This window comes from Kitasatospora sp. NPDC051170, assembly GCF_044455705.1.
In the GTDB taxonomy this organism is placed as follows: Bacteria; Actinomycetota; Actinomycetes; order Streptomycetales; family Streptomycetaceae; genus Kitasatospora.
Window position 1 is genome coordinate 630,970 of the sequence record NZ_JBITFA010000002.1, and the last position, 23,933, is coordinate 654,902.

Genomic DNA, 23,933 nt, shown 5'->3' on the forward strand with positions numbered 1-23,933 from the left:
GGCTTCTACGTGTCCGGGCAGAGGGTGGCGAGGGAGGTGCGCAGCAGGAACGCCTCGGCGCGGTCCCAGGTCCAGCCGTTCTCGACGATCAGGGTGCGCCAGCTGCCCGGGCCGAACCAGTACCAGAGGAGGTCTGAGGTTTCCTCCGGCTGACCGTCGTCGTGTCCCAGGGCGCGCAGGTGCTGGGCGGTGGCGTCGAGGGCGGTGCGGTAGGAGGCGGTGGCGCGCTCCCAGAGGGCCTCGCCGTCCTCGTGGGAGGGCAGCGCCTTGTGGATCGCCTCGTGCACGGTGAACATGCTCTCGTTCCCGGCCCGGGTGCCCCGGGCCAGCGCGGTGAGGGCGGCCTCCGGGCTCCGCGCGGCGAGCACCTCGCCCATCGCCCGCTCCTCGCCGGAGGACCGTACGGCGGTGTCGACGATCTCGTTGAGGATGTCGCCCTTGCTCCCGGCGCTGGCGAACACGGCCTTGGCGGAGACGCCCGCGTCGGCGGCGATGTCGGCGACGGTGACCCGGCCGTAGCCGCGCTCGGCGAACAGCCGGGTCGCCGACCCGAGGATCTGGGCGCGGGTCTGGGCGGCGGCCTGCTCCCGCAAGGGGGAGACGTACCTGCGTTTGGTCGGCATGGGATCAGCCTAGCTTCGAAAAGTGCTGGACCTATTCAATAGGTGATGAGTAACCTGAATATCGGTCAGGGCGGGGAACACGCCCCGCCCTCCTGTGAGAGAGGACCCGAATGATGGGAATGACACCTGAGGACCTGGCCCGCGGCCTCTTCGACGTCCTGGCCACCGGCGACCCGGCCCTGGCCGCGGAGGTCGTCCACCCGGACTTCGTCAACCGCGAAGCCGTGGTCTCCCCCGCCGCCTGCTCCCTCCCCGGCCCCGCCGGAGCCCTCGCCTCCGGCGCATGGCTGCGCGCGGCCTTCGGCGACCTGGGCTTCCCCGTCACGGCCGTGGTGCACCAGGGCGACCAGGTGTGGATACGGCTGCGCATGGTCGGCCGGCACACCGGCCCGTTCGTGCGCTACCGGGAGGGCGAACTCGACCAGGCGATCCCGCCCACGGGCGTGGAGATCGACACCGACCAGGTGCACGTGCTGCACCTGCGGGACGGGAAGGTCGTGCGCCACGAGGCCGTCCGCGACGACCTCACCCTCCTCGGCCAGTTCGGCATCTTCCCGCCCAACCCCGCCGCCCTGCAGCTCATCGAGGACTGGCAGAGCGACGGCCGCGCGGCGGAAGCCGCCGCCCGTATCTCCGAGGCCGCCGAGCAGGCGGCGGGCACTACGCTGCACGCGTGATCGAGCATCAGAACACACGTCTCGCCGAACTCCTCGACCATCGCGAGGAGCGGGAACCCGCGCCGGAGGAGGTGCTGGGCGCGCTGTTCGAGGGCGGGGTCTACGTTCCCGTCACCGAGGGCGGATCGGTGATCTTCCTCCCGGACCCCGACCAGCCGCCCACCCTGCTCGCCTTCACCGCCGCGACCCTCGGCGTCCAACTGCTCCCGCAGGCCGCCGGGATGGCGCACTGCGACGGGGCGCGGCTGAGGGACATCCTGGCGAAGACCGGCGTCGCCCGGCTGGGGGTCCGCTCCGGCGACGGGCAGGCGATCTTCCCCGAGCAGACGCTGCGGGAGTGGGCGACTTACGGGTCCGGGGCGGAGATGCGGCTCGACTGGTCCACGGACCCGGTGGCCATCGCCCTGCGCGACGCGCTCTCCCGCCGGATCGGCGGGTTTCCCGCCGTCCGCTCGGCGTGGGTCGCGCAGGTCCGGTGGCAGGAGAGCGGCGAGCAGCACCTGCTGCTGCACATCGCGGTGGACGAGGAACTGCCCTCGGCCTCCGCCGACCGCCTGATGCAGGTGCTGCTGGGAGAGGAGGTGGAGCTGGGCCCCACCCACCCCAAGGTCGGCATGCTCGCCCTGAACACCACCACCCACGCCGACACCATCGCCGACCTGGACCGGAGGGGCCTCGACACCGTGCACCACGACGCGCAGACGGGCCGGATCAAGGTCATCTCCCGCGAGTACGACACCCCGCCGGCCGACCCCCGCCCCAAACGCCGCTGGTTCGGCCGCTCCTGAGAAGTCGGCCCCGCCGACTTCTCGTGCAGCGTCCCCCTCCCCGCCCGGCGTGGGCGCCGGGCGGGGAGGGGGGACTTCAGGGGTGGTGGGCGGTGATGGTGATGCGGTGGGTGGTCCAGGTGGTCATGCTGCCGAGGTAGAGGGTGGTGCTCCAACTGCCGTGGCGCGTGAGGCAGCTGGCGACGCCGTCGCCGCCGGCGGGGCCGATGCACAGGCGGATGAAGTCCCGGTGGGCCTCGCGGATGGGGAGGCTGCGGACCTGCTCCCAGAGAATGGGCAGCGCGCGCTCGAGGTCGGGGAAGAGCGTGGGTGGCATGAGTCCGGTGATTTCGGCCCGGACGGGGGTCACGCGGCGGCGGCCTGGAGGTGGCACCAGATGAACTTGCCGATGCCGCCCGTGCGCGGGCAGCAGCCCCACTGGGTGGAGAGTTCGCGGACGAGGAGGAGGCCACGGCCGGTCTCGTCGGAGTCGGAGGCGTCGCGGGGGGTGGGCTTCTCGTTGTCGGCGTCGTGGACTTCGATCCGGAGGATGCGGTCGCGGGAGAAGTGGAAACGGACGAAGATCAGCCGGTCGCGCGGGGCGCGGGCGTGCTGGACGGAGTTGGTGACCAGCTCGCTGACGAGCAACTCGGCGTTGGGGAGGAGGAGTTCGCCGGAGGGGAGGGGGAGGAGGAAGGAACGGAGTTCCTGGCGGGCGGCGCGGGGGGACTTGCGGTGCCGGGGGAGCCAGCAGGTGTGTTCAGGCATGGCGGGGCCACCTCTGCGTTGGTCTGGGTGAGAGCGGCTGAAGAAGGCATGGGGATGCCCGGTGAAAGCCCACCATGATCACGATGTGTCGCATGGAGGACTACGTTGAGTAGCATGCACCTGTAGCGATGCAATCTGCAAGCAAAACAAACTGCAACGATGCAGATGTGGTTCGCTGGATTGACGCATCGTCACAAGGCAGACTGGGGCGGGTCATGGAGAGGATCTATGCATGGCTGATGAACTGAGGCCGACTGTCCGTGCGCGCAGACTCGGCTCGGAGCTTCGTCGCCTCCGCGAAGCTGCGGGCAAGAGCACGGAAGATGCCGCGAAGGTGCTCGCCTGTTCTCGGGCCAAGATCAGCCGCATAGAGACCGGCGCCTCGGGCGTTCGTCGTTTGGATCTCGGGATCTTGCTGGATCTGTACGGCGTGGCAGCGAACGAACGAACTGGGCTTGAGGAGTTGTCCCGCGAGAGCAAGAAGCGGGGGTGGTGGCATGACTACGGGGACACGATCCCCTCGGCGTATGTCGATGTCCTTGGGCTTGAAGATGACGCTCGGTACATCCGCATGTGGCAGACCATGGTTGTGCCGGGCTTGCTGCAGACGGAGAGCTATGCGCGGGCGTTGCTTGAAGCCAATCCGGCTGCTGTGAGGCCGGAGCGCATCGATCAGTTGGTAAAGATTCGGATGGAGCGGAAGGAGGTTCTCGCGAAGCCGGACCCGGCCAGGTTCTGGGCGATCCTCTGGGAGCCCGCGCTCCGGTGTCCGGTGGGAGGGGCAACAGTTCACAGAGAGCAGCTCGTGCACCTGACGGAGATGGCGCAACTGCCGAACGTCACACTGCAAGTGGTGCCGCTGGGTGTTGGCGCTACGGCTGGGGCCTGTGGGGCGTTCGTGATGTATGGCTTCTCCGACTCACCCACTCCCGGGGCAGTGTTTCTGGAGACTTTGACAAGTAGCCACTACCTGGAGGAGCAGGGCGAACTGGATGGCTATGGACTGGTCTTCGAGTACTTGCGATCGGCGGCTCTGAACCCCAAGGAGTCGCTGGATATGATCGCGGCCATCGCGGCGGAGACGTGACGAGACTGAACAAGAGGGTGAGCGCATGACCGTGTCGGAGATCGCCGCTCGGGGTTGGTACAAGAGCAGCTACAGCGCCCAGGCGAATGAGTGTGTGGAGATTCGGCAGGTGGCGCCGGGTGGCGTGGCCGTCCGCGACTCGAAGGACCAGGCAGGGCCGGTTCTCGCCTTTCCGGTGGATGCGTGGGGCTCGTTCCTAGCGGGCCTCAAGGGCGGGGATTTTCCGACCGGCTGAGACAACCGAGATGCCCCGCACGAGCCTTGGCTGTGCGGGGCATCCGTTGCTTCTACATGAAGTTGTCGTACCAGAAGAACAGGGCCCTCAGCACTGCGCCGGGGGCGCCGGCGCCGAAGGTGATCACCAGGGCTTGCGCTATCGCCACATCGGTGGGGTCTATGCCCTGTGACCACGTCAACCTCGCGTGGCGGCCGGGGATGGTGGCGCCAGGCGCGTAAGCGCGCAGGGGGCTGCTGGCCCGAGCGATGACCGTGCCGTTGCGTCGTACCTCTGCTCGGCGGAGGCTGGTGGGGCGCAGTTCGTACGTTCTGTCGCCGACTACCGCTGTCCGGGCGCGGCTTCGGTTCCGGGTGGTGGGGACGGGCCTTCCACCGAAGTTGATGCTGCCGTGCTGTCGATCAGGCACCGTGGTCACGGGCGGGATGCCTGGTCCATGAATGCGCGCGACGACGGACGGCCACGGGTCGTAGTCGATCTGCACCGGGCCGAAAGGACTGTTCACTGATATTCCCCCGTAGATACAGCGGAGCTGCCGTAGGCCAACGCCTACGGCAGCTCCGCTACTAGCTGACTTAGAAGTCGTCGTCGAAGGAGACCGAACCCTCAACAGCGACCTGGTACGCCGACACCCGGCGCTCGAAGAAGTTCGTCAGCTCCTGGACGTTCTGCAGCTCCATGAAGCCGAACGGGTTGCTGGACCCGTACCGGATCGGCATGCCGAGGCGCGCGAGACGCTGGTCGGCAACAGCCTGGAGGTACTCCCGCATCGACGCGGTGTTCATGCCGGGCAGACCCTCACCGCACAGGTCCTGGGCGAACTGGAGCTCGGCCTCGACGGCCTCCTCCAGCATCTCCGTGACCTGCTTGGCCATCTCCTCGTCGAAGAGGTCGGGCTCCTCCTCGCGCACGGTGTCCACCACCGAGAACGCGAAGTCCATGTGCATGGACTCGTCGCGGAACACCCAGTTCGTACCGGTCGCGAGACCGTGCAGCAGACCCCGGCTCCGGAACCAGTACACGTACGCGAACGCGCCGTAGAAGAACAGCCCCTCCACACACGCCGCGAAGCAGATCAGGTTCAGCAGGAACGCCCGCCGGTCCTCCTTGCTCTGCAGCGAGTCGATGTGGTCGACCGCGTTCATGTACTTGAAGCAGAACTGCGCCTTCTGGTGGATCGACGGAATGTTCTCCACCGCCGCGAAGGCCGCGTTGCGGTCCTCCGGGTCCGGAAGGTACGTGTCGAGCAGCGTCAGATAGAACTGAACGTGCACGGCCTCCTCGAACAGCTGACGCGACAGGTACAGCCGCGCCTCCGGGGAGTTGATGTGCTTGTACAGGCTCAGCACCACGTTGTTCGCCACGATCGAGTCACCCGTGGCGAAGAACGCCACGAGCCGCCCGATCATGTGCCGCTCGCCCTCGCTGAGCTTCGCCAGGTCGGCCACGTCCGAGTGGAGGTCGACCTCCTCCACCGTCCAGGTGTTCTTGATCGCGTCCCGGTACCGGTCGTAGAACGACGGGTACCGCATCGGGCGCAGCGTCAGCTCGAAGCCGGGGTCGAGCAGCATCTTCTCGCGGTCGTCGGGCTGGGACATCACTGGCACGCCTCGCAGGACTCGGGGTTCTCCAGGGAGCAGGCGATGGCGTCCTGCTCGGCCTGGGACATGGTGGGGGTGTTCACCGGAACCGGCGCGGGCGCAGCCGTACGCGCGGCGCCGGAGGCGGCCTGGGCGATGCGGGTGGCCGGGCGGGAGCGCAGGTAGTAGGTGGTCTTGAGACCCACCTTCCACGCGTAGGCGTACATCGAGCTGAGCTTGCCGATGGTGGGCGCCGCCATGAAGAGGTTCAGCGACTGGCTCTGGTCGAGGTACGGCATGCGGGCCGCGGCCAGGTCGATCAGGGCGCGCTGCGGCAGCTCCCACGCGGTGCGGTACAGCGAGCGCACCTCGGCGGGCAGCCAGCTGAGCTCCTGCACCGAGCCGTTGGCGTCGCGCAGGGAGTCGCGGGTCTGCTGGTCCCAGACGCCGAGGTCCTTGAGCTCGCGCACCAGGTACGGGTTGACCTGGAGGAACTCGCCGCTGAGCGTCTCGCGCTTGAACAGGTTGGACACCTGCGGCTCGATGCACTCGTACACGCCGGCGATGGAGGCGATGGTCGCGGTCGGGGCGATGGCGAGCAGCAGCGAGTTGCGCAGCCCGGTCTCGGCGATCCGCGCCCGCAGCGCGTCCCAGCGCTCGCCCCACTGCGGCGACACGTCGAAGTGGTCGATGTGCAGCTCGCCGCGGGCGGCGCGGGTCTCGCCGTACGCCTCGTGGCGGCCGAGCTGCTCGGCCAGGTCGGCGGAGCGCTCGTACGCGGTGAGCATGATGCGCTCGGCGATGAGGGTGGACAGCTTCGCGGCCTCGGCCGAGTCGAAGTCGATCCGCAGCTTGAAGAAGACGTCCTGGAGGCCCATCACGCCCAGGCCCACGGGCCGCCAGCGGGAGTTGGACGTCCCGGCCTCGGTCGTCGGGTAGAAGTTGATGTCCACCACGCGGTCGAGGAACGTCACGGCCGTACGGACGGTGGCGTCGAGGCGCTCCCAGTCCATCGCGCCGAGCAGGTCGTCGACGGAGGCCCCGACGGCCACGTGCGCACCGAGGTTGACCGACCCCAGGTTGCAGACGGCGGTCTCGGAGTCGTCGGTGACCTCGAGGATCTCGGTGCACAGGTTGGAGGAGTGCACCGTGCGGCCCGGCAGGGCGGTCTGGTTGGCGGCGCGGTTGGAGGCGTCCTTGAAGGTCATCCAGCCGTTGCCGGTCTGCGCCAGGGTGCGCATCATGCGGGCGTACAGGGTCTGCGCGGGGATGGTGCGCACGGCCTTGCCGGCCAGCTCGGCCTTGCGGTACGCCTCGTCGAAGTCGGCGCCCCACAGGTCGACGAGCTCGGGGACGTCGGCCGGGGAGAACAGCGACCAGTCCGCGTTGGCGTTGACGCGGCGCATGAACTCGTCCGGGATCCAGTGCGCCAGGTTGAGGTTGTGGGTGCGGCGGGCTTCCTCGCCGGTGTTGTCGCGGAGCTCCAGGAACTCCTCGATGTCGGCGTGCCAGGTCTCCAGGTAGACGCAGGCCGCGCCCTTGCGCCGGCCGCCCTGGTTGACGGCGGCGACGGAGGAGTCGAGGGTGCGCAGGAACGGCACGATGCCGTTGGACTTGCCGTTGGTGCCGCGGATGAGGCTGCCGCGCGAGCGGATGCGCGAGTAGGACAGGCCGATGCCGCCGGCGTGCTTGGACAGGCGGGCGATCTGCGCGTAGCGGCTGTAGATCGAGTCGAGGTTGTCCAGCGGGGAGTCCAGCAGGTAGCAGCTGGACATCTGCGGGTGCCGGGTGCCGGAGTTGAAGAGCGTCGGCGAGGAGGTCAGGTACTCCAGGCGGCTCATCAGGCGGTACAGCTCGGCGACCTCGGCCACGGACTGCTCGTCGTCGCCGACCGCCAGGCCGGAGGCGACGCGGAGCAGGAAGTGCTGCGGGGTCTCGACGACCTTGCGGGTGATCGGGTGGCGCAGCAGGTACCGGGACTGGACGGTGCGCAGGCCGAAGTACTCGAAGCGGTCGTCGCCCTCGGTGTCGATCAGGGCGTCGAGCGCGGCGGCGTGCTTGGCGACGAACGCGGCGGTGGTGTCGCCGATCAGGCCCTCGGCGTGGCCGACGGCGATGGAGGCGGAGAAGGTGGTCGAGCCCTGGCTGTTCGCCTCGTCGACGATCTCCAGGGCGAGCAGTCGGGCGGCCAGCTTCGAGTACTGGGGGTCCTCGGCGATCATCGACGCGGCGGCGTCCACGGCCAGCCCGCGCAGCTCGGCGAAGTCCGAGCCGGCGTGGCGGCCGCGCAGCGCGGCGGCGGCGACATGGCCCGGGTCCACCTCGGGGAGATCGACGCTGCGGTCGGTCAGCAGCCGCAGGAGCGCACCGCCCGGGTCGGAGACCGTCGGGTCGGTGAAGGCGGTGCCGGTGCCCTGGGCGGGCAGGGTGGCTGAGGCAGCGGTGGTCAAGGCGCTCTCTCCTGGCGGCGATCGGCGGCGTGATCGGACGGGCGCCGGACCGTTCGGGGCAGGGGAGCTCGGCGCGAACGCGAGGAACGCGTACGCGCGACGGTGACTCCCCGGCCCGCCCGCGAGGCCCGGAGGGGGTGTGCTGGTGCTGGCGCGGCCTCTGCGGGAGGGCCGTGGGCACGCCGTCGGCAGGTACTCGGACTTACGGGCAGGGCTCTTCGAGCCGCCCGTTCACCGCTGCGGGGCAGTCCCGGACTTCCACCGGGTTCCCCTGCTTCGACAGCAGGAGTGAGCATACATCTAGTGCCAGTAATCCAATGCAGCACCACATGTAGTGTCGCCGGAGTGTTGCGCGGCGAAGTTGTTCGACTACGTGTGCGATAAGCTGATCAAGCCGGGGGGTGCCATTCCTGGCCCGGACGGGCCGCGCAGGGTCGCATACGCACCTGTGCGGAGGCCCCTGCGGAGACCCCTGGATTCTCCAGGCAGCGCCCCGTGTCCTGGTTCGCGAGCTGGCCCGTTCGGGTGACCCCCCAGCGCTGCCCGTAGCCCGCCGAACAGCCGGTGAGGACGGGCGCGCCGAGGTTGGAGTCCTCCACGCAGCGCCCGCTCTGTTCGATCGTCCCGGTGTCCCCCATCGTCCAGGTCTGCGCGGGGGAGCCGTCGCAGGTGCCGGCCCCGACCGCGGCCGGATCGCCGCTCACGCGGCTGTCGAGGCAGAGTCCGGGCAGGGCCGAGGTGATCGCCCCGCTGGGCGCTCCGGCGGCCGCCTGGAACGAGAACGAGTCGCCGGCGAGCCCGGCGCCGCCCTCCCAGATCTCGAACCCGGCCTGGACGGCGCACAGGTACGAGCCGGCCGGGACGTAGCCGCGCTGGACGGCGTCGCGGGTGAAGGCCCGCAGGTCGAGGTCGGTCACGGAGGTGGTGCTGGTGGCGGCCTCGTAGGTGATCAGGGTGTGGCTGCTCTTCTTGGGCGCCTGGAAGACGCGGTAGGAGGCGCCGCCGGCCTTCAGCTCCCCGGCCGCGTCGCCGAAGGGCGATTTGCCGTTGCCCCGCAGCCAGATCATCAGCTCGGCGCTCTCGGTGAAGGAGCAGCTGGTGCGGCTGCTGCTGTACCAGAGGTCGTACGAGACGTTGTAGACGCCCGAGTCGACCTGGGTGGTGTGCCAGCTGCTGGTGGCGTACCGCAGGTTGCCGACGGGGATGGGCAGCGGGCCCGCGCCGCCCTGGAGCGGGGTGCTGACGTACGGGTAGGCACCGGGTCCGCGGTCGGGGTCGGTCAGGCTCTCCGGGCCGACGCCGCTGCGGGTGACCCGGAAGCCGGTGGCGCCGTCGGTGCTGCCGATGCACAGGCCCCCGGTGGAGTTCCACTCGTTGGGGTTGAGCAGGTAGCGGCCGGAGTCGACGGCCTGCGAGGGGTAGCGGTTCTCCCCGGTGGAGCAGATCTCCCCGGCGGTGGCGGCCGGCAGCGGTGTGACGGCCCTGGTGGGCGTGGCGGCGGCCGCCGGGGTGCCGGGGCCGGCCTGCGGGCGGTCGCGGGGCAGGAGGACGGCGCACAGGATCAGTGCGACCACGGCGGAGGGCGCGAGCCACCACCACGAGCGCCGGTCCGCGCGCCCGGGGCCGGGCGTGGCGGAGATGGGCGTGGCGGGGTCGGCCATGGGGTTCTCGCCTCGCTGCTGCGGTGTGTCCGGCCGGTACGCGGGCCGGGTGGGGGGCGCGTTCACCCGTCGGAGGTGGGGGTCTTGGGCCGGGTCGCGGTGGGCGTCGGCTTCCTCGCGGGAGGCTTCGTGGTCGGCGCGGGCGTGGCCGGGGGATCGGTCGTCGGTGCCGGGGCCGGTGGGGGCGGCGGCGGGACGCTCAGCGTGGGCTCGGAGTGGACCGTCCAGGAGGTGTTGTACCGGGGCGCGGAGACGCCGTTGGCGAACGCCTCGGAGGCGGCGGGGGAGACCGAGACCCGCCAGTCGACCTCCTTGCGCGACTCGTACCAGATCACGCCGATGATGTCGGGGTGCTGGGACAGCTGCGAGAACATCTCGGTGATCCACTGCGCCTTGAGGCCCGAGGTGTCGGTGGCCCCGGTCTCGGTGATCACCACGGGCTTCTGGCTGAAGCCACGCAGCTGCGCGATGGTCGGTCCGAAGATCTGGTCGAACGACTTGTACTTCTCGACGCCGGTGGTGCCGTAGTAGCCGGACAGGCCGAGCCAGTCGACGTAGTCGTCACCGGGGTAGAGCGTGCCCAGGGTGGTGGCGTTCTCGTAGTCGACGTTGGGGCTCCACACCCAGGCGACCCTGGTCGCGCCCGCCTGCTTGAAGAGGTCGTGCACGTGTCTCCACGCCTGGACGTACTGGCCCTTCTGGTTCCCGTTGGCCTGCTCGCACCACGGGTACCAGTAGCCGTTCATCTCGTGGGCGAAGCGCAGTGCGACGGGGTAGCCGAGGTCCTTGATGCCCTGGGCCCAGGCCTTGATGTAGTCGTCGAAGCTGCCGTCGAGGATGTGCGCGAGGGAGTACTCGGGCTGCAGGCCGCGCAGCTTGTCCTCCTTCGCCTCCTTGCGGTAGTCCCAGGGCTCCCAGGCGACCATCGGCATGATGCCGCGTTCGGCGACGGTGTCGAAGACCCGGCGGTCGAACTTCCGGTCCCACCAGCCGACCGAGAACTCCAGCACGTTCGGCTGGTGCTTGACGGCCGTGGCGAACTCGTCGAGCGGGCCGAGGTCGTACGGGCCGGCCTTGGTCATGATGCCGGTGAACGCGGTGCCCGCGGCCGGGAAGCGCGGCGCCGGGGGCGGCCCGGGGGTCGCCGTCGCGGAGGGCGTCGCGGCGGGGGTGCCGGGAGCCGGGGTCGGCGTGGGCGGCGGCAGGGCCAGGGCGGCGGTCAGCCAGCTCGGCTTCGCGGTGGGGGCGCTGCCGGCGAAGGCGTACGGGTCCTGGTCGTGGTTGCGGGAGAGCCGGGGCGCGAGCACGAAGGTGTACCCGACCATCAGGGCCAGGGCGAGCAGGGCGGCGATCCGGGGGGCGGTGATCCGCAGCATCAGCGGGCCCCCCGTTCACGTCGTCCGCCGGCCCGGGCGGGCTCGCGAGGTTCCTCGAACGCGTCCTCTTCCGCCGGCCGGGCCGGTTCGGCCGCCGTACGCGGCCCCCGCTGGACGGGTACGGGTACGGGTACGGGCGCGGGCTCGGGCTCGGGCTCGGCCGCCCGCTCCGCCTCGGCCCGGGCCTCGGCGGCCCGCTGGGCCCGGCGCTCGCGGCGCGCGCCGACGAAGGAGATCACCGGCGGCGCGACGCCCGTGAACAGGCTGATCCCGGCCCAGAAGCGCAGGATCCAGATGTCGTGGTGGAGCGTGAAGCTCGCCCCGAGCAGCCCGCCCGCGACGGCCGCCCACAACAGGTGCAGCCGGAACGTGGACAGGGACTCGGCGCTGCGCAGGTCCCCCTTGGCGGTGACGGCGTAGGCGAGCGGGCGGCGCAGCAGCGCCGCGATGGCGGCGGCGACGTACACCGGCCCGGCGAACAGGGCGAGCCCCATCCCCGCCACGCCGATCTCGCGCCGCTCGTGCGCGGCCAGGTTGAAGCGGCGCAGCCAGAGCCACAGCACGAACCAGCTGCCCATGCTGGCGCCCCACAGGGCCATCCAGTGGGTGCTGTTGAGGTGGATGGAGGTGACGCCGAGGGCGAGGTAGACGGAGGTGGCGAGGCTGCCGAGGAGGGTGCTGATCGCCACGCTCGGGTAGTAGAACTGGACGAGCCCGTAGAGCACGCGCTGGCGCAGCCGCAGTCTGGGGCCCGAGCGCAGCCGGCTCCGGGTGAGGATCTCCCAGATGCCGTACGCCCAGCGCTTCTGCTGGTTGAAGTAGTCGGTCCAGGAGGTGGGGCCCTCGCCGACGGCCAGGACGTCGGGCGTGTAGACGCCCTTCCAGCGGTGCCCGGTGGCGGGGTTGGCGGTGGCCTGGACCCGCATGCTGGTGAGGTGGTCCTCGATGATCGAGTCCTGGTAGCCGCCGATCTGGCGCCAGGCGGTGGGCCGGTACAGGTGGTTGGTGCCGATCAGCAGCGGCGCGTCCATGCCGTTGCCGCCGCGCTCGACCAGGCCGGAGAAGAGGTACTGCTGCACGGAGGCGCCGTGGGCGACCCAGTTGTCGTACATGTTGCCGTACACCTGGGGGGCGACGACGAAGGCGACGTCGGGGTCGCGGAAGTAGCCGAGGGTGCGCTGCAGGAAGCAGGGCAACGGGACGTGGTCCGGGTCCATCTGGGCCACCACGTCGTAGCCGTGCTCGTGCTCGGCGCGCCAGGAGTTGTGGTTGCCGGACTTGGTCCGGGCGCGGAACTCGCCCTCGGCCTGGTTGTACTCGGGGCGTCCCTTGCGGCTGAAGTGGTGGACGCCGAGGCGGGCGGCCATCTTCTTGACGCGGTCGTCGTCGCCCTCGTCGAGGATCCAGACGTCGACCCGGCCGTCGTACTCGATCCGCAGCATCGCGGCGAGGGTGCGCTCGACGATCTCGATCGGCTCCTTGGAGGGCACGATCGTGGTGAGCACCGCGACCCGCAGACCGGAGGGCGCGGTGACCGGCACCGGGTCCTTGGCGCGGAACGCGAAGACCCAGACGGCGAGGTTCTGAACCAAACGGATGGCTTCGACCGTGATAACAGCACAGAAGCAGATTCGCGCGAGGTTGATCCGCCAGTCCGGGGACCAGCCCACGCCGGTACCGGGGATGTGCTCGGGAAGGAGCAGCCAGCCGACGAAGGCGAGGCCCGCGAGGGCGTTGACGGCCACCAGGAGGGTGGTCGTGAACGTGACGCCGCGCGAGGAGACGGAGCGGTAGCGGACGGCGGCGCCGTCCTCGCCCGGGGTCAGTGGCCCGGCGGTCTCCGCGCAGGCGATGTAGGCGCGTTGGGCCGAAGCGTTGCGTAACTCCCGCCGGACGATGCGCCGTTCGTGCCGGGCACGCGGAAGGACGCGTCCGTGGCGTCCGCGCCCCCGCTTGCCCCGGTCCGTCGTGTGCTCGTTGGTGGAATCCACCAGGTAAACCCCCGTACCACCGCCTCGACGGGCGGTGGGCCTGCGCTCATAGGTTTGGCTGATGTTCAGTCAAGCTGTCTTTGCACGCGGCCTAGCATACGGGTCGTGGTCGAGCGATCACGGGCCGGACCCCGGTTCCGGTGGAACCGGGGCGTCCCGGCAGGTGAGGCGCGGTGCGCGTCGCCCGGACAGGGCCCAGACCCGTCAGGGAGTGATCTTGACGGTGTTGGCGATCTGGTCCATCAGGGCCAGCGGCGGCGCCTCGGCCGCCTGGTCCAGGCAGATCTGCAGCACCGGCACGGTCGTGGCCCCGGGGGACGGGGTGACCTCCAGGACGCCGCAGTAGCTGTCCGGCGCGGAGGAGTTGCTGGACATCGGGACGTGCCAGAGCGCGAGGTAGCCGTCCAGGCCCTGGATCTTGACGGGCGACTGCTTCACCGGCTCCGGCGGCGTCGGCGAGTCGGAGCCGTAGCGGGCGTTGTAGAGCAGCTGGCCCATGCCGAGCACCAGCGACTTCGGGTCGGACCAGCCGCCGTTGAGCACCCGGAGGTTCTGGACGACGAGGCCGCGGGTGCAGGCGCCGCTGCCGTGGCCCACGCAGGCGTACGGGTTCACCGCGTAGCGGATCTCGTTCGGGGCCTTGGCGTCGACCTGGACCTGCCACTCCTGGGGCAGCATGAAGTTCATCTTCGAGTCCTGGCCGGTGATCTGGCGCCCGCCCGGGAGCTGCTGACCGCCGGTCAGGGCGGTGCCCATGAAGCCGTTCGGGCTCTTGGGGTCGGCGGCGGGGGCCGAGGGCTTGGCCGGGTCGGCGGCCTTCGTGCCGGGGCCGGAGCCCTTGTGACCCACCAGGTAGCCGCCCGTGGCCATGACGGCCGACAGCACCACGGCGCCGACCGCCAGCAGCACGCGCTTCTTGCCGCGGTTCGGCTCGACGGTCTCGAACACCACCGAGGTGGGGACGGGCTTGACGGGCGGCAGGCCGGGCGAGGGCGAGGCGACGGGCTCGGGCCGGGGCTGGGACTGGGGCGAGGCGGCGGCCTGGAACGGCACGGAGGGCATCGTCGCCGTGGGCGGAACCGGTGCCGGAGCCGGGGGCGGACCTGGCATCGGGGCCTGCTGCCGCGGCGGCGCCGTCTGCGTGGTCGCCGTCGGTGAGACGGCGTCCGCCGCGGCGTGGCCGGGGAAGGGGCTCACCGGCGCAGCGCCGCTCGCCGGTTTGGCCTGAACCTTGTCGGTCCAGGTCGAACCGTCCCACCAACGCACCGTGTTGGGCTGCCCCGATGGATCGTCGTACCAGCCGCTAGGAACACTCCCCGTCGTCATGCGGCGGATATTAGCAGTGCGTCGATGGGATGGTCATTTCAAGTCACCGCAGAGGTGCGCGGACTGACCGTGCCTCAGAACGCCATGGTGTAGACCATGAGGTTCATGCCCGGGATCGGTGCCCAGTCGCGCTCGGGGGTGCGCAGGAAGCCGATGCGCTCGTAGACGCGGTGGGCGGTGGTCATGGTGGGCTGGGTGGAGAAGGCCATGCCGACCAGGCCGAGTTCGCGGCTGCGGGCGATGCCCGCGCGTACGAGGGACTCGCCCACGCCGCGGCCCCGGGCGGCGGCGTCGGTGGCGAGCATCCGGATCTCGCCCTCCTCGGGGGTGGCGATGTCGGCCCACTCGGTGCCGCCGACGGCGAAGGTCACGCAGCCGAGGACCCGCTGGTCGGACACGTCGACGGCGACCAGGAGCTCGGCCTCGCGGGAGCGACGCCCGGCGTCGCCCAGCAGGTCGACGTAGGGGCTGTCGGGCCGGGTGAAGCCGCCGCCGACGAAGGCGTCGACGGTGATCCGGCCGGCGTCGGCGAGGTCCTGGGGGAGGGCGCGGCGGATGAGGATGTCCATCGGGCCAGTGTGCCGGAGTCGGGTGCGGTGCTGGTCAGGGGGGTGGTCCGTACCGGAACGGCGTGGGCGGCGCGGTGGCCGCCGGGGCGGTGGTAGGTGCCGGCGGCCGGGCCGCGGGCGAGGTCGCGGCCGATCAGGGTGCCGAGCAGGCCGAAGCCGCCGACGGCGCCCGCGAGGGCCAGCGCCGAGGCAAGGGTGTCGCTGTCCATGACTCCACTGTGGCCGGGCGGTGCGGGTGCCCACGAGTGGCAGGAACGGCCGATGACCGCGAATTCCTGCCACCGGGGCCCTTCCCCCGCCCACCGGCTGCCGGGCATCCTGGGCGGCATGCTGAAGAACGTCGTCGCGGTGGTGCTGGAGGAGGTCCACCCCTTCGAACTGGGCGTGGCCTGCGAGGTGTTCGGCCTGGACCGCACCGCCGAGGGACTGCCGGGGTACGAGTTCGCGATCGCGGGCGAGCGCCCGGGCCCGCACGCCACCCACGCCGGGTTCACCCTCGACGTGCCGCACGGGCCCGAGCGCCTGGCCGGCGCCGACCTCGCCCTGGTGACGGCCTCCGGGGTGCGCGAGACGTACCCGGAGCCGCTGCTGGAGGCCCTGCGCCAGGTGGTGGCCGACGGCGGCCGGGTGCTGTCCATCTGCAGCGGCGCCTTCGTGCTCGGCGCCGCCGGACTGCTGGACGGGCGCCGCTCGGCCACCCACTGGCGCTACAGCCGGCAGCTGGCCGCGCGGTTCCCGGCCACCACCGTCGAGCCCGACGTGCTGTACGTGGACGACGACCCGGTGCTCACCTCGGCCGGTACGGCCGCCGGCATCGACGCCTGTCTGCACCTGGTGCGCAAGGTGCAGGGCGCCGAGGTGGCCCGGGAGATCGCCCGCCGGATGGTGGTGGCGCCGCACCGGGAGGGCGGACAGGCCCAGTTCGTCAACCGCCCGCTGCCGGAGCGCGACGGCGTCTCGCTGGCCCCGCTGCTCGACTGGATGCGCCACCACCTGGCCGAGGAGGCCACCGTCGAGCAGCTGGCCGCCCGGGCGCACCTGTCCCCGCGCACCTTCGCCCGGCGCTTCCAGCAGGAGACGGGCACGACCCCGCACCGCTGGCTGGTCGGACAGCGGGTGCTGCTGGCGCAGCGGCTGCTGGAGTCCACCGCCGAGTCGGTGGACGCGATCGCCGCCCGCTGCGGCTTCGGCAACGCGGCGGCGCTGCGGCACCACTTCGGGCGCCGGCTGGGCACGACACCGGTGGCCTACCGGCGGGTTTTCGGTGAAGGCTGAGGCGGGGGCTGAGGTGGAGGCTGAGGCAAGGGCGGAGGCGAGGGCCGGCCCGAGCGGCGGTCAGTCCGCGTCGAGGTGCCCGAGGCCGTTCCACTGCTCGGCCCGCAGCCGCCCGTCCTGGGCGCGCCACAGGCTGGTGGAGCAGTTGTGCACCGGCCCGAGCCCGACGAGCTGCTCCTCGCTGAGCCGGTCGAGCACGTAGCGCAGCATCAGCACGGTGCAGTCGTGCGCCACGAGCAGGACGGGCCGCCCGGCCTCCTCCTCGCCGAGGTCCCGCAGCAGGCTGCGCACCCGCAGCGCGACGTCGGCCCAGGACTCGCCGCCCGGCGGGCGGTAGTACAGCTCGCCCATCTTGCGGCGGCGGGCCGCCTCCTCCGGGTGCCTGGCCTCGATGGCGGCCTTGGGCAGCATCTCCAGGATGCCGAGCTCACGGTCGCGCAGCCGCTCGTCGTAGCGGACGGCGAGGGTGACGGGTACGGCGCCGAGGCCCGCGGCCTGGGCGAGCGCGATGCGGGTGGTCTCGGCGGTGCGCACGTACGGCGAGCACCAGACGCTGCGCGGGCGGTCGGCGGCGGGCAGGCCCGCCCACCAGCGGCCGAGGTCCTGGGCCTGCTGCCGGCCGTGCAGGGAGAGCGGGATGTCGGCGTCGCGGCAGCTGATCGGGACGCTGAGGGCGCCGGAGGCCTCGGCGAGCTGGAACTCGACGTTCGCGGTGGACTCGCCGTGCCGGGTGGCGATGAGCAGGGACGGCAGCGGCCGGACGGCGGCGTGCCGGTGGGCGTTCAGGTGGTGGTGGCCGTTCGTGTGCTGGCCGTTCTGGTGCTGCGTGGGCTGGAGTTGCGTGGGCTGGTGCTGCGTGGGCTGGTGCTGGCCGTTGAGGGTGGTGCCGAGTTCTGCCATGGCCGCGAGCTCCCCGTGGGTCGATCAGGTCCCGGCCGTTCGCCGGTCCGGTGAGGTGGTGCCCGGCGTGCACGTCGGTTCATACATATGATCGCGCCGCCTTTTCCAGTGTTCACGGAGAAGGCGGCGCGACCACAGGGCGCGTGAGGCGTGAATCAGTGCGCCGCTACGGGCTCCGGCGCGCTCTTCGGCTCGTCCCCGCCGCCCTCGGCGCCGTAGTCGGCGGGCGAGGTCTCGTCCGGTCCGACCGGCGCCTTCGCGGCCCGCAGCACCAGGGTGAGCACCACCGCGACGAGCAGGTTGAGCACGAAGGCCGTCAGCCCGATGTAGCCGAGCTCGCCGATCCCGGGGATCTCGGCCGAGTTGCCGCCGAAGTGCTTGGTGGCCTTGCTGGGGATGTCGTACGCCTTCCAGGTGCCGTAGACCATGCCGGCCGCCCACCCGGCGAACAGCGCCCAGTGGTGGAACCAGCGGGTGAACAGGCCGCCGACGATCGCCACGAAGGTCTGCAGGATCCACAGGCCGCCCAGCAGCTGGAGGTTGATCGCGGCCTGCTTGTCCATGCCGAGGACGAAGATCAGCGCGCCGACCTTCACCAGCAGCGAGACCAGCTTGGCGACCCGGGTCTCGTCGGCGGGGGTGGCGGTGGGCCTGAACCACTCCTTGTAGATGTTGCGGGTGAACAGGTTGGCCGCCGCGATGGACATGATGGCGGCCGGCACCAGCGCGCCGATCCCGATCGCGGCGAAGGCCACGCCGGTGAACCAGTCCGGGAACATGCTCGCGAACAGCTGCGGCACCGAGAGCTGGGGGTTGTAGCCCTTCTCCTTGGTGCCGACGCCGGCCGCGATGGCCATGAAGCCCAGCAGCGCCAGCAGGCCCAGCATCAGCGAGTACGCGGGCATGATCGCCATGTTGCGGCGCACGGTGTTGCGGGACTTGGAGGCCAGCACGCCCGTGACCGAGTGCGGGTACATGAACAGCGCCATCGCCGAGCCGAGGCCGAGCGTGGCGTACACCCACTGCTTGTCCTCGGGGACGGTCATCGAGCCGGTCTTGGTCTGCTTGAAGTGCTCCGCGACCGAGTCGAAGATGTGGCCGTAGCCGCCGAGCCGGATCGGGATGTAGATCACCGCGACGATGATCACGATGTAGACCAGCGCGTCCTTGACGAAGGCGATCAGCGCCGGGGCGCGCAGCCCGGAGGAGTAGGTGTAGGCGGCCAGCACGCCGAAGGCGATGAACAGCGGCAGGTCCTTGGCGAACCAGCCGGCGTTCGCCCCGCCGCCGAGGCCCAGCACGTCCAGCACCGCCTGGATGCCGACGAGCTGCAGGGCGATGTACGGCATGGTGGCGAGGATGCCGGTGAGGGCGACCACCAGGGACAGCGGCCGCGAGCCGTAGCGCCCGCGCACGAAGTCGGCCGGGGTGACGTAGCCGTGCACCCGGGAGACCGACCAGAGCCGGGGGAGGAAGAGGAACACCAGCGGGTAGGCGATGATCGTGTACGGCACCGCGAAGAAGCCCGCCGCGCCCGTCGCGTACACCGCCGCGGGGACGGCGATGAAGGTGTACGCGGTGTAGAGGTCGCCGCCGAGCAGGAACCAGGTCACCCAGGTGCCGAAGCTGCGCCCGCCCAGCCCCCACTCGCTCAGGTGGGCCGCGTTGTCCGCGCGGCGCCAGCGGGAGGCGAGGAAGCCCATCACGGTGACCAGGGCGAAGAAGAGGACGAAGACCACGAGGGCCGGAACGTTGACGTCCTTCATCGGGCACCCCCGGTCCGGGCCGCCTTGCGGGCCTTCTCGTCACGGTTGATCAGCAGGTAGGCGGCGACGGTGAAGACCGCCGACACCGGCACCCAGAGCAGCTGGTACCAGTAGAAGAAGGGGACACCGGACACCGCCGGGTCGGTCTTGTCGTACGAGGACACCCAGAGCATCGCGACGATGGGCACGAGCAGGGCGAGCCCGGCGAGCACCCGTTCGGGCGTCACCGCCGGGACGGTGGGCCCGGTCGACTGGGGCATGACATCTTCGAGTGGATCGGGTTCTGACGGCATCTCGGCTCCGCTCCGGAGGGCTTCTTACCCGTCGATGCCGCAGCCCCCGGGATACCGCACGCCCCCGCGAGCCCGCCGAGCGGCACCAGAGGTGATCGACGGTCGGTACGGCTGCGAAATGTAGAGCATGGCGTGACCCGTGTCACCGGGAACGGCGGAACTTCCCACCGGTCGGACCGGCCGCGCGCCCGCGTGCGCCGGTCCGCGGCCGGTCCCCTCCTGCTACTCCGGGCGCTTGAGGCGGGTGATGAACTTGTAGCGGTCGCCGCGGTAGATGGAGCGGACCCACTCGACCGGGTCGCCGTCCGCGTCGAAGGAGTGCCGGGAGAGCTGGAGCATCGGCAGGCCCAGGTCGGAGCCGAGCAGCCCGGCCTCGCGCGGGTTGGCCAGGGTGGTCTCGATGGTCTCCTCCGCCTCGGCGACGGTGACCCCGTAGACCTCGCGCAGCGCGGTGTAGAGGGAGTTGTGCTTGGCCAGGTTCTTGCGCAGCGCGGGGAAGCGCTTGGCGGACAGGTGGGCGACCTCGATGGCCATCGGGTCGCCGTTGGCCAGGCGCAGGCGCTCGATGCGCAGCACGCGCCCGCCGGGCTTGATGTCCAGCAGCGGGGCGAGCCGGTCGTCGGCGGTGATGTAGCCGATCTCGATCAGCCGGGAGGCGGGCTCCAGGCCCTGGGCGCGCATGTCCTCCGTGTAGGAGGTGAGCTGCAGCGCCTGGGCGACCTTGGGCTTGGCGACGAAGGTGCCCTTGCCCTGGATGCGCTCCAGCCGGCCTTCGACCACCAGCTCCTGGAGGGCCTGGCGCACGGTGGTGCGGGAGGTGTCGAACTGCGCGGCGAGCGCCCTCTCCGGCGGTACGGGCGTGCCGGCGGGCTGGGTCTCGGTGAGCTGGAGCAGGTGGCGCTTGAGGCCGTAGTACTTGGGGACGCGTGCGGTCGGGTCGGTGCCGGCCTGCGTGGCCAGGTTTCTCACCTCGGGGTCGTTGACCTGGGCGCTGGTTCCCCCGTCGCTGCTCATCCGGCCTGTTCTCCCGCTTCTCGCGGGGCCTTTTACGGCCCCGCCACATCGTTAACGGACCACATCGTTGCATGTATGGCTACGGAACGAATACCTCATCACGCGATGAACGATGTGCGGTGTCGGCTTGATAACGGGTGGTCGAGATCGGTCCAACGGCCGTTGACAGGCCCATTGGTCTAGGCCAAGCTCCAGGCATCTGGTCTACACCACTAGGCCGGTTCCGATGAATCCCCCCACCCGTTCGAAGGGGTCCGCGGCACCTTTCCTCCCGCTTTGCGTGGGTCTGCCGCTGCCGCCCGACGTGGGGTAACCCAATGGCATCCCTCAGGAGGATGGCGTGAAGCGTCAGCTCATCGCGGCGGTCGGCGTCGCAGCAATGGTCGTCGGCGTGGCGGCTTGTGGCTCGGACAGCAAGAAGTCGGAGGACAAGGGTTCGTCGACCTCCGCTGCCTCCTCGGCCGACAAGTACAAGGGCAAGACGCTCAAGGTGTGGACCATGAGCGGCACGGCCCCCAAGGGCTGGACCGACTCCGTGAAGACCGAGTTCGAGACCGCCTACCCGGGCTCGAAGGTCGAGTTCGCCATCCAGGAGTGGGGCGGCATCGGCGCCAAGGTCACCGCCGCGCTCTCCGAGGGCTCGGTCGACGTCCTGGAGGTCGGCAACACCCAGACCGCCGGTTACGCCGCCTCGGGCGGTCTGCTGGACATCACCAAGGACAAGTCCGCCCTCGGTGGCGACGACTGGGCCGCCAACCAGAACGAGTCCGCCGTCCTGGACGGCAAGCAGTACGCCGCTCCGTGGTACGTCACCAACCGCGTCGTCGCCTACAACAAGGACCTCTGGGCCAAGGCCCAGCTGACCGACGCCCCGAAGACCCTCGACGAGTTCTACGCCGACCTCGACAAGCTCAAGGCGACCCCCGGTGTCGCCGACCCGATCTACATTCCGGGTCAGGAGTGGTACGTCTACTTCGGTCTGCTCACCAGCGAGGGTGGCAAGATCGCCAAGAAGGACGGCGACAAGTGGGTCGGCGGCCTGTCCTCCCCCGAGGCGAAGGCGGCGTTCGAGACCTACAAGACGCTGCAGAGCCACTCGGTCACCGGTCCGAAGGACAAGGACGAGGCCACCCCGCAGCAGAAGGACGTCTTCGGCAAGGGTGACGTCGGCGCCATCATCGGCCTCGGCTGGGAGCTCCCGAAGGAAGAGGTCATCCCGGCCAGCAAGATCGGGTTCTTCCCGCTCCCCGGCAAGACCGCGGACAAGGCCTCCGGCGTGTTCCTCGGTGGCTCGAACCTGGCGATCGCCGCGCAGAGCAAGAACACCGACATGGCCAAGGACTTCCTGAAGATCGCTCTCAACGACAAGAACGAGAGCATGTTCGCCGCGGCCGGCAGCATCCCGAACAAGGCCAAGCTGAACAGCCAGATCAAGGGCGACTTCGCCGTGGCCGCGCAGAAGGCCGCCGCGGTCGGCGCCATCACCCCGAACACCCCGAACTGGGCGAGCGTCGAGGACAACCCGAACCCGGTCAAGGAGTTCCTGACCGCGGCCCTGACGGGTGACTACGCCGCCGCCGCCAAGAAGGCGGACGACGAGATCGCGAAGCGTCTCAACCAGAAGCAGTAAGTGCTGAGCGGCGTCGCTCACCGGCCCCCGGCGGGGGGCCGGTGGGCGGCGCCTGTCCGTCGTGGCCGGTTGTGAGGAAGTGAGAACGATGGCTGTGCATTCGGAGCGGGTGCAGACAGCGTCCCCGGAGGCTGGGGACGAGGTCGTGGCCAAGGAAGTGAGCGGTGCCGGGAACGGCGGGGGCAGGCGCTCCACGCCGAAGGGCACCAGATCCGCGGGCGGCCCGAGCCTGGGCGCCCGCTTCGCGCCGTACGCGCTGCTGCTGCCCGCCACCGTGGCGACCCTCGCCCTGCTGGGCTGGCCGCTGGTGAAGATCTTCCTGGTGTCGTTCCAGAACCTCAACCGGCGCCAGATCGTCATGCACCTCACGGAGTGGGTGGGCTTCGACAACTACTCCGAGCAGCTGAAGGACCCGGAGTTCTGGGCCGTCACCGGGCGCACCGTCGTCTTCACCGGCGTCAACGTGGCGCTGACCATGGTCGCCGGCACCCTGGTGGGCCTGCTGCTCAACATCCTCGGCAAGAAGATGCGCCTGGGGCTGTCGATCGCGCTGGTCCTGGCCTGGGCCATGCCGATCGTCGCCGCCACCACCGTCTACACCTGGCTGTTCGACTCCCAGTACGGCGTCGTCAACTGGATCCTGGACAAGGCCGGCTGGCACTCGATGGCCGGCTACAACTGGATGAGCCAGGAGTACACGACGTTCTTCGTCGTCACCCTGCTGATCGTCTGGCAGTCGATCCCGTTCGTGGCGTTCAACATGTACGCCGCGCTGACGACCATCCCCAAGGAGCTGTACGAGGCCGCCCGCATGGACGGCGCCGGCTCCGGCAAGATCTTCAGCCTGGTGATCTTCCCCAACCTGAAGCCGTTCTTCCTGGCCACGACGTTCCTGGAGATCATCTGGATCTTCAAGAGCTTCACCCAGGTCTACGCCATCAACGCCGGCGGCCCCGACAAGCTCACCCGGACCCTGCCCGTGCACGCCTACCTGGAGGGCACCTCCAGCCAGCACTACGGCGTCGGCGCCACGATCGCCGTGCTCACCATCCTGATGCTGTGCGTGCTGATGGCGTACTACTTCCGCATCCTGATCAAGCAGGAGGACGAGCTGTGAGGCGCTCTCTCTTCGGACGTACCTGGCCGAACGCGATCGCGGCCGTCCTCATCGTCTTCTTCATCTTCCCCGTCTACTGGATGATCGCCACGTCCTTCAAGAAGGACCAGGACATCAGCAGCAAGACGCCGGTGTTCATCCCGTTCAACGGCACCCTGGAGCACTACACCACCGCCACCGGCGTGGAGAAGTTCTGGGAGTACGTCACCAACAGCGTGGTCGTCACCGTCGCCGCGGTGCTGCTGTCGCTGGTGATCGCGACCATGGCCTCCTTCGCCATCGCGCGCATGAGGTTCCGCGGCCGCAAGGCGTTCGTGCTGGTCGTGATGATGGCGCAGATGGCGCCCTGGGAGGTCATGACCATCGCGGTCTACCTCATCTCGCGCGACAACGACATGCTGAACAGCCTGGTCCCGCTGACCCTCTTCTACATGATGATGGTCCTGCCCTTCACCATCTGGACGCTGCGCGGCTTCATCGCCGCCGTGCCCAAGGAGTTGGAGGAGTCGGCCATGGTGGACGGCTGCACCCGCACCCAGGCGTTCGTGAAGGTGATCTTCCCGCTGCTGGCCCCCGGCCTGATGTCGACCTCGCTGTTCGGCTTCATCACGGCGTGGAACGAGTTCCCGCTCGTCCTGACCCTCAACAAGGAGCAGGGCAAGACCCTCCCGCTCTGGCTGTCCTCCTTCAAGACCGCCTTCGGCAACGACTGGGGCGCCACCATGGCGGCCTCGACGATGTTCGCCCTGCCGGTCCTGATCCTGTTCATCTTCCTGCAGCGCAAGGCGGTCGGCGGTCTGACCGACGGCGCCGTGAAGGGCTGAGCCG

Annotated in this window: 22 protein-coding genes, 1 pseudogene and 1 riboswitch; of the genes and pseudogenes, 8 read left to right on the forward strand and 15 right to left on the reverse strand. The window is 70.2% G+C overall.

The annotated features are described in order from the left end of the window. Nucleotides 1-5: 5 nt before the first annotated feature. A complete protein-coding gene (locus ACIBCA_RS06425; protein ID WP_396281674.1) occupies nt 6-623 on the reverse strand; it encodes a TetR/AcrR family transcriptional regulator in 618 nt (205 codons plus the stop codon). Between the two features lie 119 nt (nt 624-742). Here ACIBCA_RS06425 and ACIBCA_RS06430 point away from each other — a divergent pair, with 119 nt between their 5' ends. Together ACIBCA_RS06430 and ACIBCA_RS06435 are read left to right on the forward strand one after the other, a co-directional pair. Next, nucleotides 743-1,300, forward strand: a complete 558-nt coding sequence (locus ACIBCA_RS06430; RefSeq protein ID WP_396281675.1) for an ester cyclase — start codon at nt 743-745, stop codon at nt 1,298-1,300. Next, entirely contained in the window at nt 1,297-2,088 is a 792-nt protein-coding gene (locus ACIBCA_RS06435; protein WP_396281676.1) for a hypothetical protein, read from the forward strand. The genes ACIBCA_RS06430 and ACIBCA_RS06435 overlap by 4 nt, the downstream gene beginning before the upstream one ends. A 76-nt stretch (nt 2,089-2,164) precedes the next feature. Here ACIBCA_RS06435 and ACIBCA_RS06440 read toward each other — a convergent pair whose 3' ends face one another. Then, nucleotides 2,165-2,404 (reverse strand): hypothetical protein, encoded by a 240-nt coding sequence (locus ACIBCA_RS06440; protein ID WP_396281677.1) that lies wholly within the window; start codon nt 2,402-2,404, stop codon nt 2,165-2,167. A gap of 29 nt (nt 2,405-2,433) precedes the next feature. Continuing rightward, nucleotides 2,434-2,835 carry an ATP-binding protein gene (locus tag ACIBCA_RS06445; protein ID WP_396281678.1) on the reverse strand — a complete coding sequence of 134 codons (402 nt, stop codon included), beginning with the start codon at nt 2,833-2,835 and terminating at the stop codon, nt 2,434-2,436. Between the two features lie 232 nt (nt 2,836-3,067). Between ACIBCA_RS06445 and ACIBCA_RS06450 the strand changes: the two genes are divergently transcribed. Next, nucleotides 3,068-3,922 carry a helix-turn-helix domain-containing protein gene (locus tag ACIBCA_RS06450; protein WP_396281679.1) on the forward strand — a complete coding sequence of 285 codons (855 nt, stop codon included), beginning with the start codon at nt 3,068-3,070 and terminating at the stop codon, nt 3,920-3,922. Nucleotides 3,923-3,947: 25 nt separating this feature from the next. Then, entirely contained in the window at nt 3,948-4,157 is a 210-nt protein-coding gene (locus ACIBCA_RS06455; RefSeq protein WP_396281680.1) for a DUF397 domain-containing protein, read from the forward strand. A gap of 575 nt (nt 4,158-4,732) precedes the next feature. On the opposite strand, the gene ACIBCA_RS06460 is transcribed toward ACIBCA_RS06455, so the two are convergent. The 8 genes and pseudogenes from ACIBCA_RS06460 to ACIBCA_RS06495 all read right to left on the reverse strand — a co-directional run bounded on the left by ACIBCA_RS06460 (nt 4,733) and on the right by ACIBCA_RS06495 (nt 15,110). Further along, nucleotides 4,733-5,755: a ribonucleotide-diphosphate reductase subunit beta gene (locus ACIBCA_RS06460; protein ID WP_396281681.1), complete on the reverse strand. Its 1,023-nt coding sequence runs from the start codon at nt 5,753-5,755 to the stop codon at nt 4,733-4,735. Next, the gene (locus ACIBCA_RS06465; protein ID WP_396281815.1) at nt 5,755-8,163 is read right to left on the reverse strand and encodes a ribonucleoside-diphosphate reductase subunit alpha; all 2,409 of its coding nucleotides are present in this window, start codon (nt 8,161-8,163) and stop codon (nt 5,755-5,757) included. The genes ACIBCA_RS06460 and ACIBCA_RS06465 overlap by 1 nt, the downstream gene beginning before the upstream one ends. Before the next feature lie 193 nt (nt 8,164-8,356). Beyond that, nucleotides 8,357-8,500, reverse strand: a riboswitch (cobalamin riboswitch). Nucleotides 8,501-8,576: 76 nt separating this feature from the next. Beyond that, entirely contained in the window at nt 8,577-9,848 is a 1,272-nt protein-coding gene (locus ACIBCA_RS06470) for a ricin-type beta-trefoil lectin domain protein (RefSeq protein WP_396281682.1), read from the reverse strand. A 62-nt stretch (nt 9,849-9,910) separates the two neighbouring features. Then, nucleotides 9,911-11,224, reverse strand: coding sequence for a glycoside hydrolase family 26 protein (locus ACIBCA_RS06475; protein ID WP_396281683.1), 1,314 nt, complete (start codon nt 11,222-11,224; stop codon nt 9,911-9,913). Continuing rightward, nucleotides 11,224-13,215: a glycosyltransferase family 2 protein gene (locus ACIBCA_RS06480; protein ID WP_396281684.1), complete on the reverse strand. Its 1,992-nt coding sequence runs from the start codon at nt 13,213-13,215 to the stop codon at nt 11,224-11,226. Before ACIBCA_RS06480 ends, ACIBCA_RS06475 begins: the two co-directional genes overlap by 1 nt. Before the next feature lie 204 nt (nt 13,216-13,419). After that, nucleotides 13,420-14,268: a hypothetical protein gene (locus ACIBCA_RS06485; protein ID WP_396281821.1), complete on the reverse strand. Its 849-nt coding sequence runs from the start codon at nt 14,266-14,268 to the stop codon at nt 13,420-13,422. Between the two features lie 162 nt (nt 14,269-14,430). Further along, nucleotides 14,431-14,541 (reverse strand): annotated as a pseudogene (locus ACIBCA_RS06490) (DUF2510 domain-containing protein); the annotation flags it as partial. Nucleotides 14,542-14,615: 74 nt separating this feature from the next. After that, entirely contained in the window at nt 14,616-15,110 is a 495-nt protein-coding gene (locus ACIBCA_RS06495) for a GNAT family N-acetyltransferase (protein ID WP_396281685.1), read from the reverse strand. A gap of 327 nt (nt 15,111-15,437) precedes the next feature. On the opposite strand from ACIBCA_RS06495, the gene ACIBCA_RS06500 reads away from it, so the two are divergent. Beyond that, nucleotides 15,438-16,385: a helix-turn-helix domain-containing protein gene (locus tag ACIBCA_RS06500; protein WP_396281816.1), complete on the forward strand. Its 948-nt coding sequence runs from the start codon at nt 15,438-15,440 to the stop codon at nt 16,383-16,385. 60 nt (nt 16,386-16,445) lie between these two features. Here the strand turns inward: ACIBCA_RS06500 and ACIBCA_RS06505 are convergent, their stop codons facing one another. The 4 genes from ACIBCA_RS06505 to ACIBCA_RS06520 form a co-directional block, all read right to left on the reverse strand. Beyond that, entirely contained in the window at nt 16,446-17,285 is an 840-nt protein-coding gene (locus ACIBCA_RS06505; protein ID WP_396281686.1) for a histidine phosphatase family protein, read from the reverse strand. A gap of 155 nt (nt 17,286-17,440) precedes the next feature. Further along, a complete protein-coding gene (gene mctP, locus ACIBCA_RS06510) occupies nt 17,441-19,051 on the reverse strand; it encodes a monocarboxylate uptake permease MctP (RefSeq protein ID WP_396281687.1) in 1,611 nt (536 codons plus the stop codon). Then, the gene (locus tag ACIBCA_RS06515; RefSeq protein ID WP_396281688.1) at nt 19,048-19,311 is read right to left on the reverse strand and encodes a DUF3311 domain-containing protein; all 264 of its coding nucleotides are present in this window, start codon (nt 19,309-19,311) and stop codon (nt 19,048-19,050) included. The genes mctP and ACIBCA_RS06515 overlap by 4 nt, the downstream gene beginning before the upstream one ends. 255 nt (nt 19,312-19,566) lie before the next feature. Beyond that, nucleotides 19,567-20,358 carry a GntR family transcriptional regulator gene (locus ACIBCA_RS06520; RefSeq protein ID WP_396281689.1) on the reverse strand — a complete coding sequence of 264 codons (792 nt, stop codon included), beginning with the start codon at nt 20,356-20,358 and terminating at the stop codon, nt 19,567-19,569. A gap of 340 nt (nt 20,359-20,698) precedes the next feature. On the opposite strand from ACIBCA_RS06520, the gene ACIBCA_RS06525 reads away from it, so the two are divergent. The 3 genes from ACIBCA_RS06525 to ACIBCA_RS06535 all read left to right on the forward strand — a co-directional run bounded on the left by ACIBCA_RS06525 (nt 20,699) and on the right by ACIBCA_RS06535 (nt 23,929). Next, on the forward strand, nt 20,699-21,988 hold the full coding sequence (locus ACIBCA_RS06525) for an extracellular solute-binding protein (RefSeq protein ID WP_396281690.1): 1,290 nt from the start codon (nt 20,699-20,701) through the stop codon (nt 21,986-21,988). 88 nt (nt 21,989-22,076) lie between these two features. Then, nucleotides 22,077-23,105: a carbohydrate ABC transporter permease gene (locus tag ACIBCA_RS06530; protein ID WP_396281691.1), complete on the forward strand. Its 1,029-nt coding sequence runs from the start codon at nt 22,077-22,079 to the stop codon at nt 23,103-23,105. After that, the gene (locus ACIBCA_RS06535; RefSeq protein WP_396281692.1) at nt 23,102-23,929 is read left to right on the forward strand and encodes a carbohydrate ABC transporter permease; all 828 of its coding nucleotides are present in this window, start codon (nt 23,102-23,104) and stop codon (nt 23,927-23,929) included. The genes ACIBCA_RS06530 and ACIBCA_RS06535 overlap by 4 nt, the downstream gene beginning before the upstream one ends. Nucleotides 23,930-23,933: the final 4 nt, after the last annotated feature.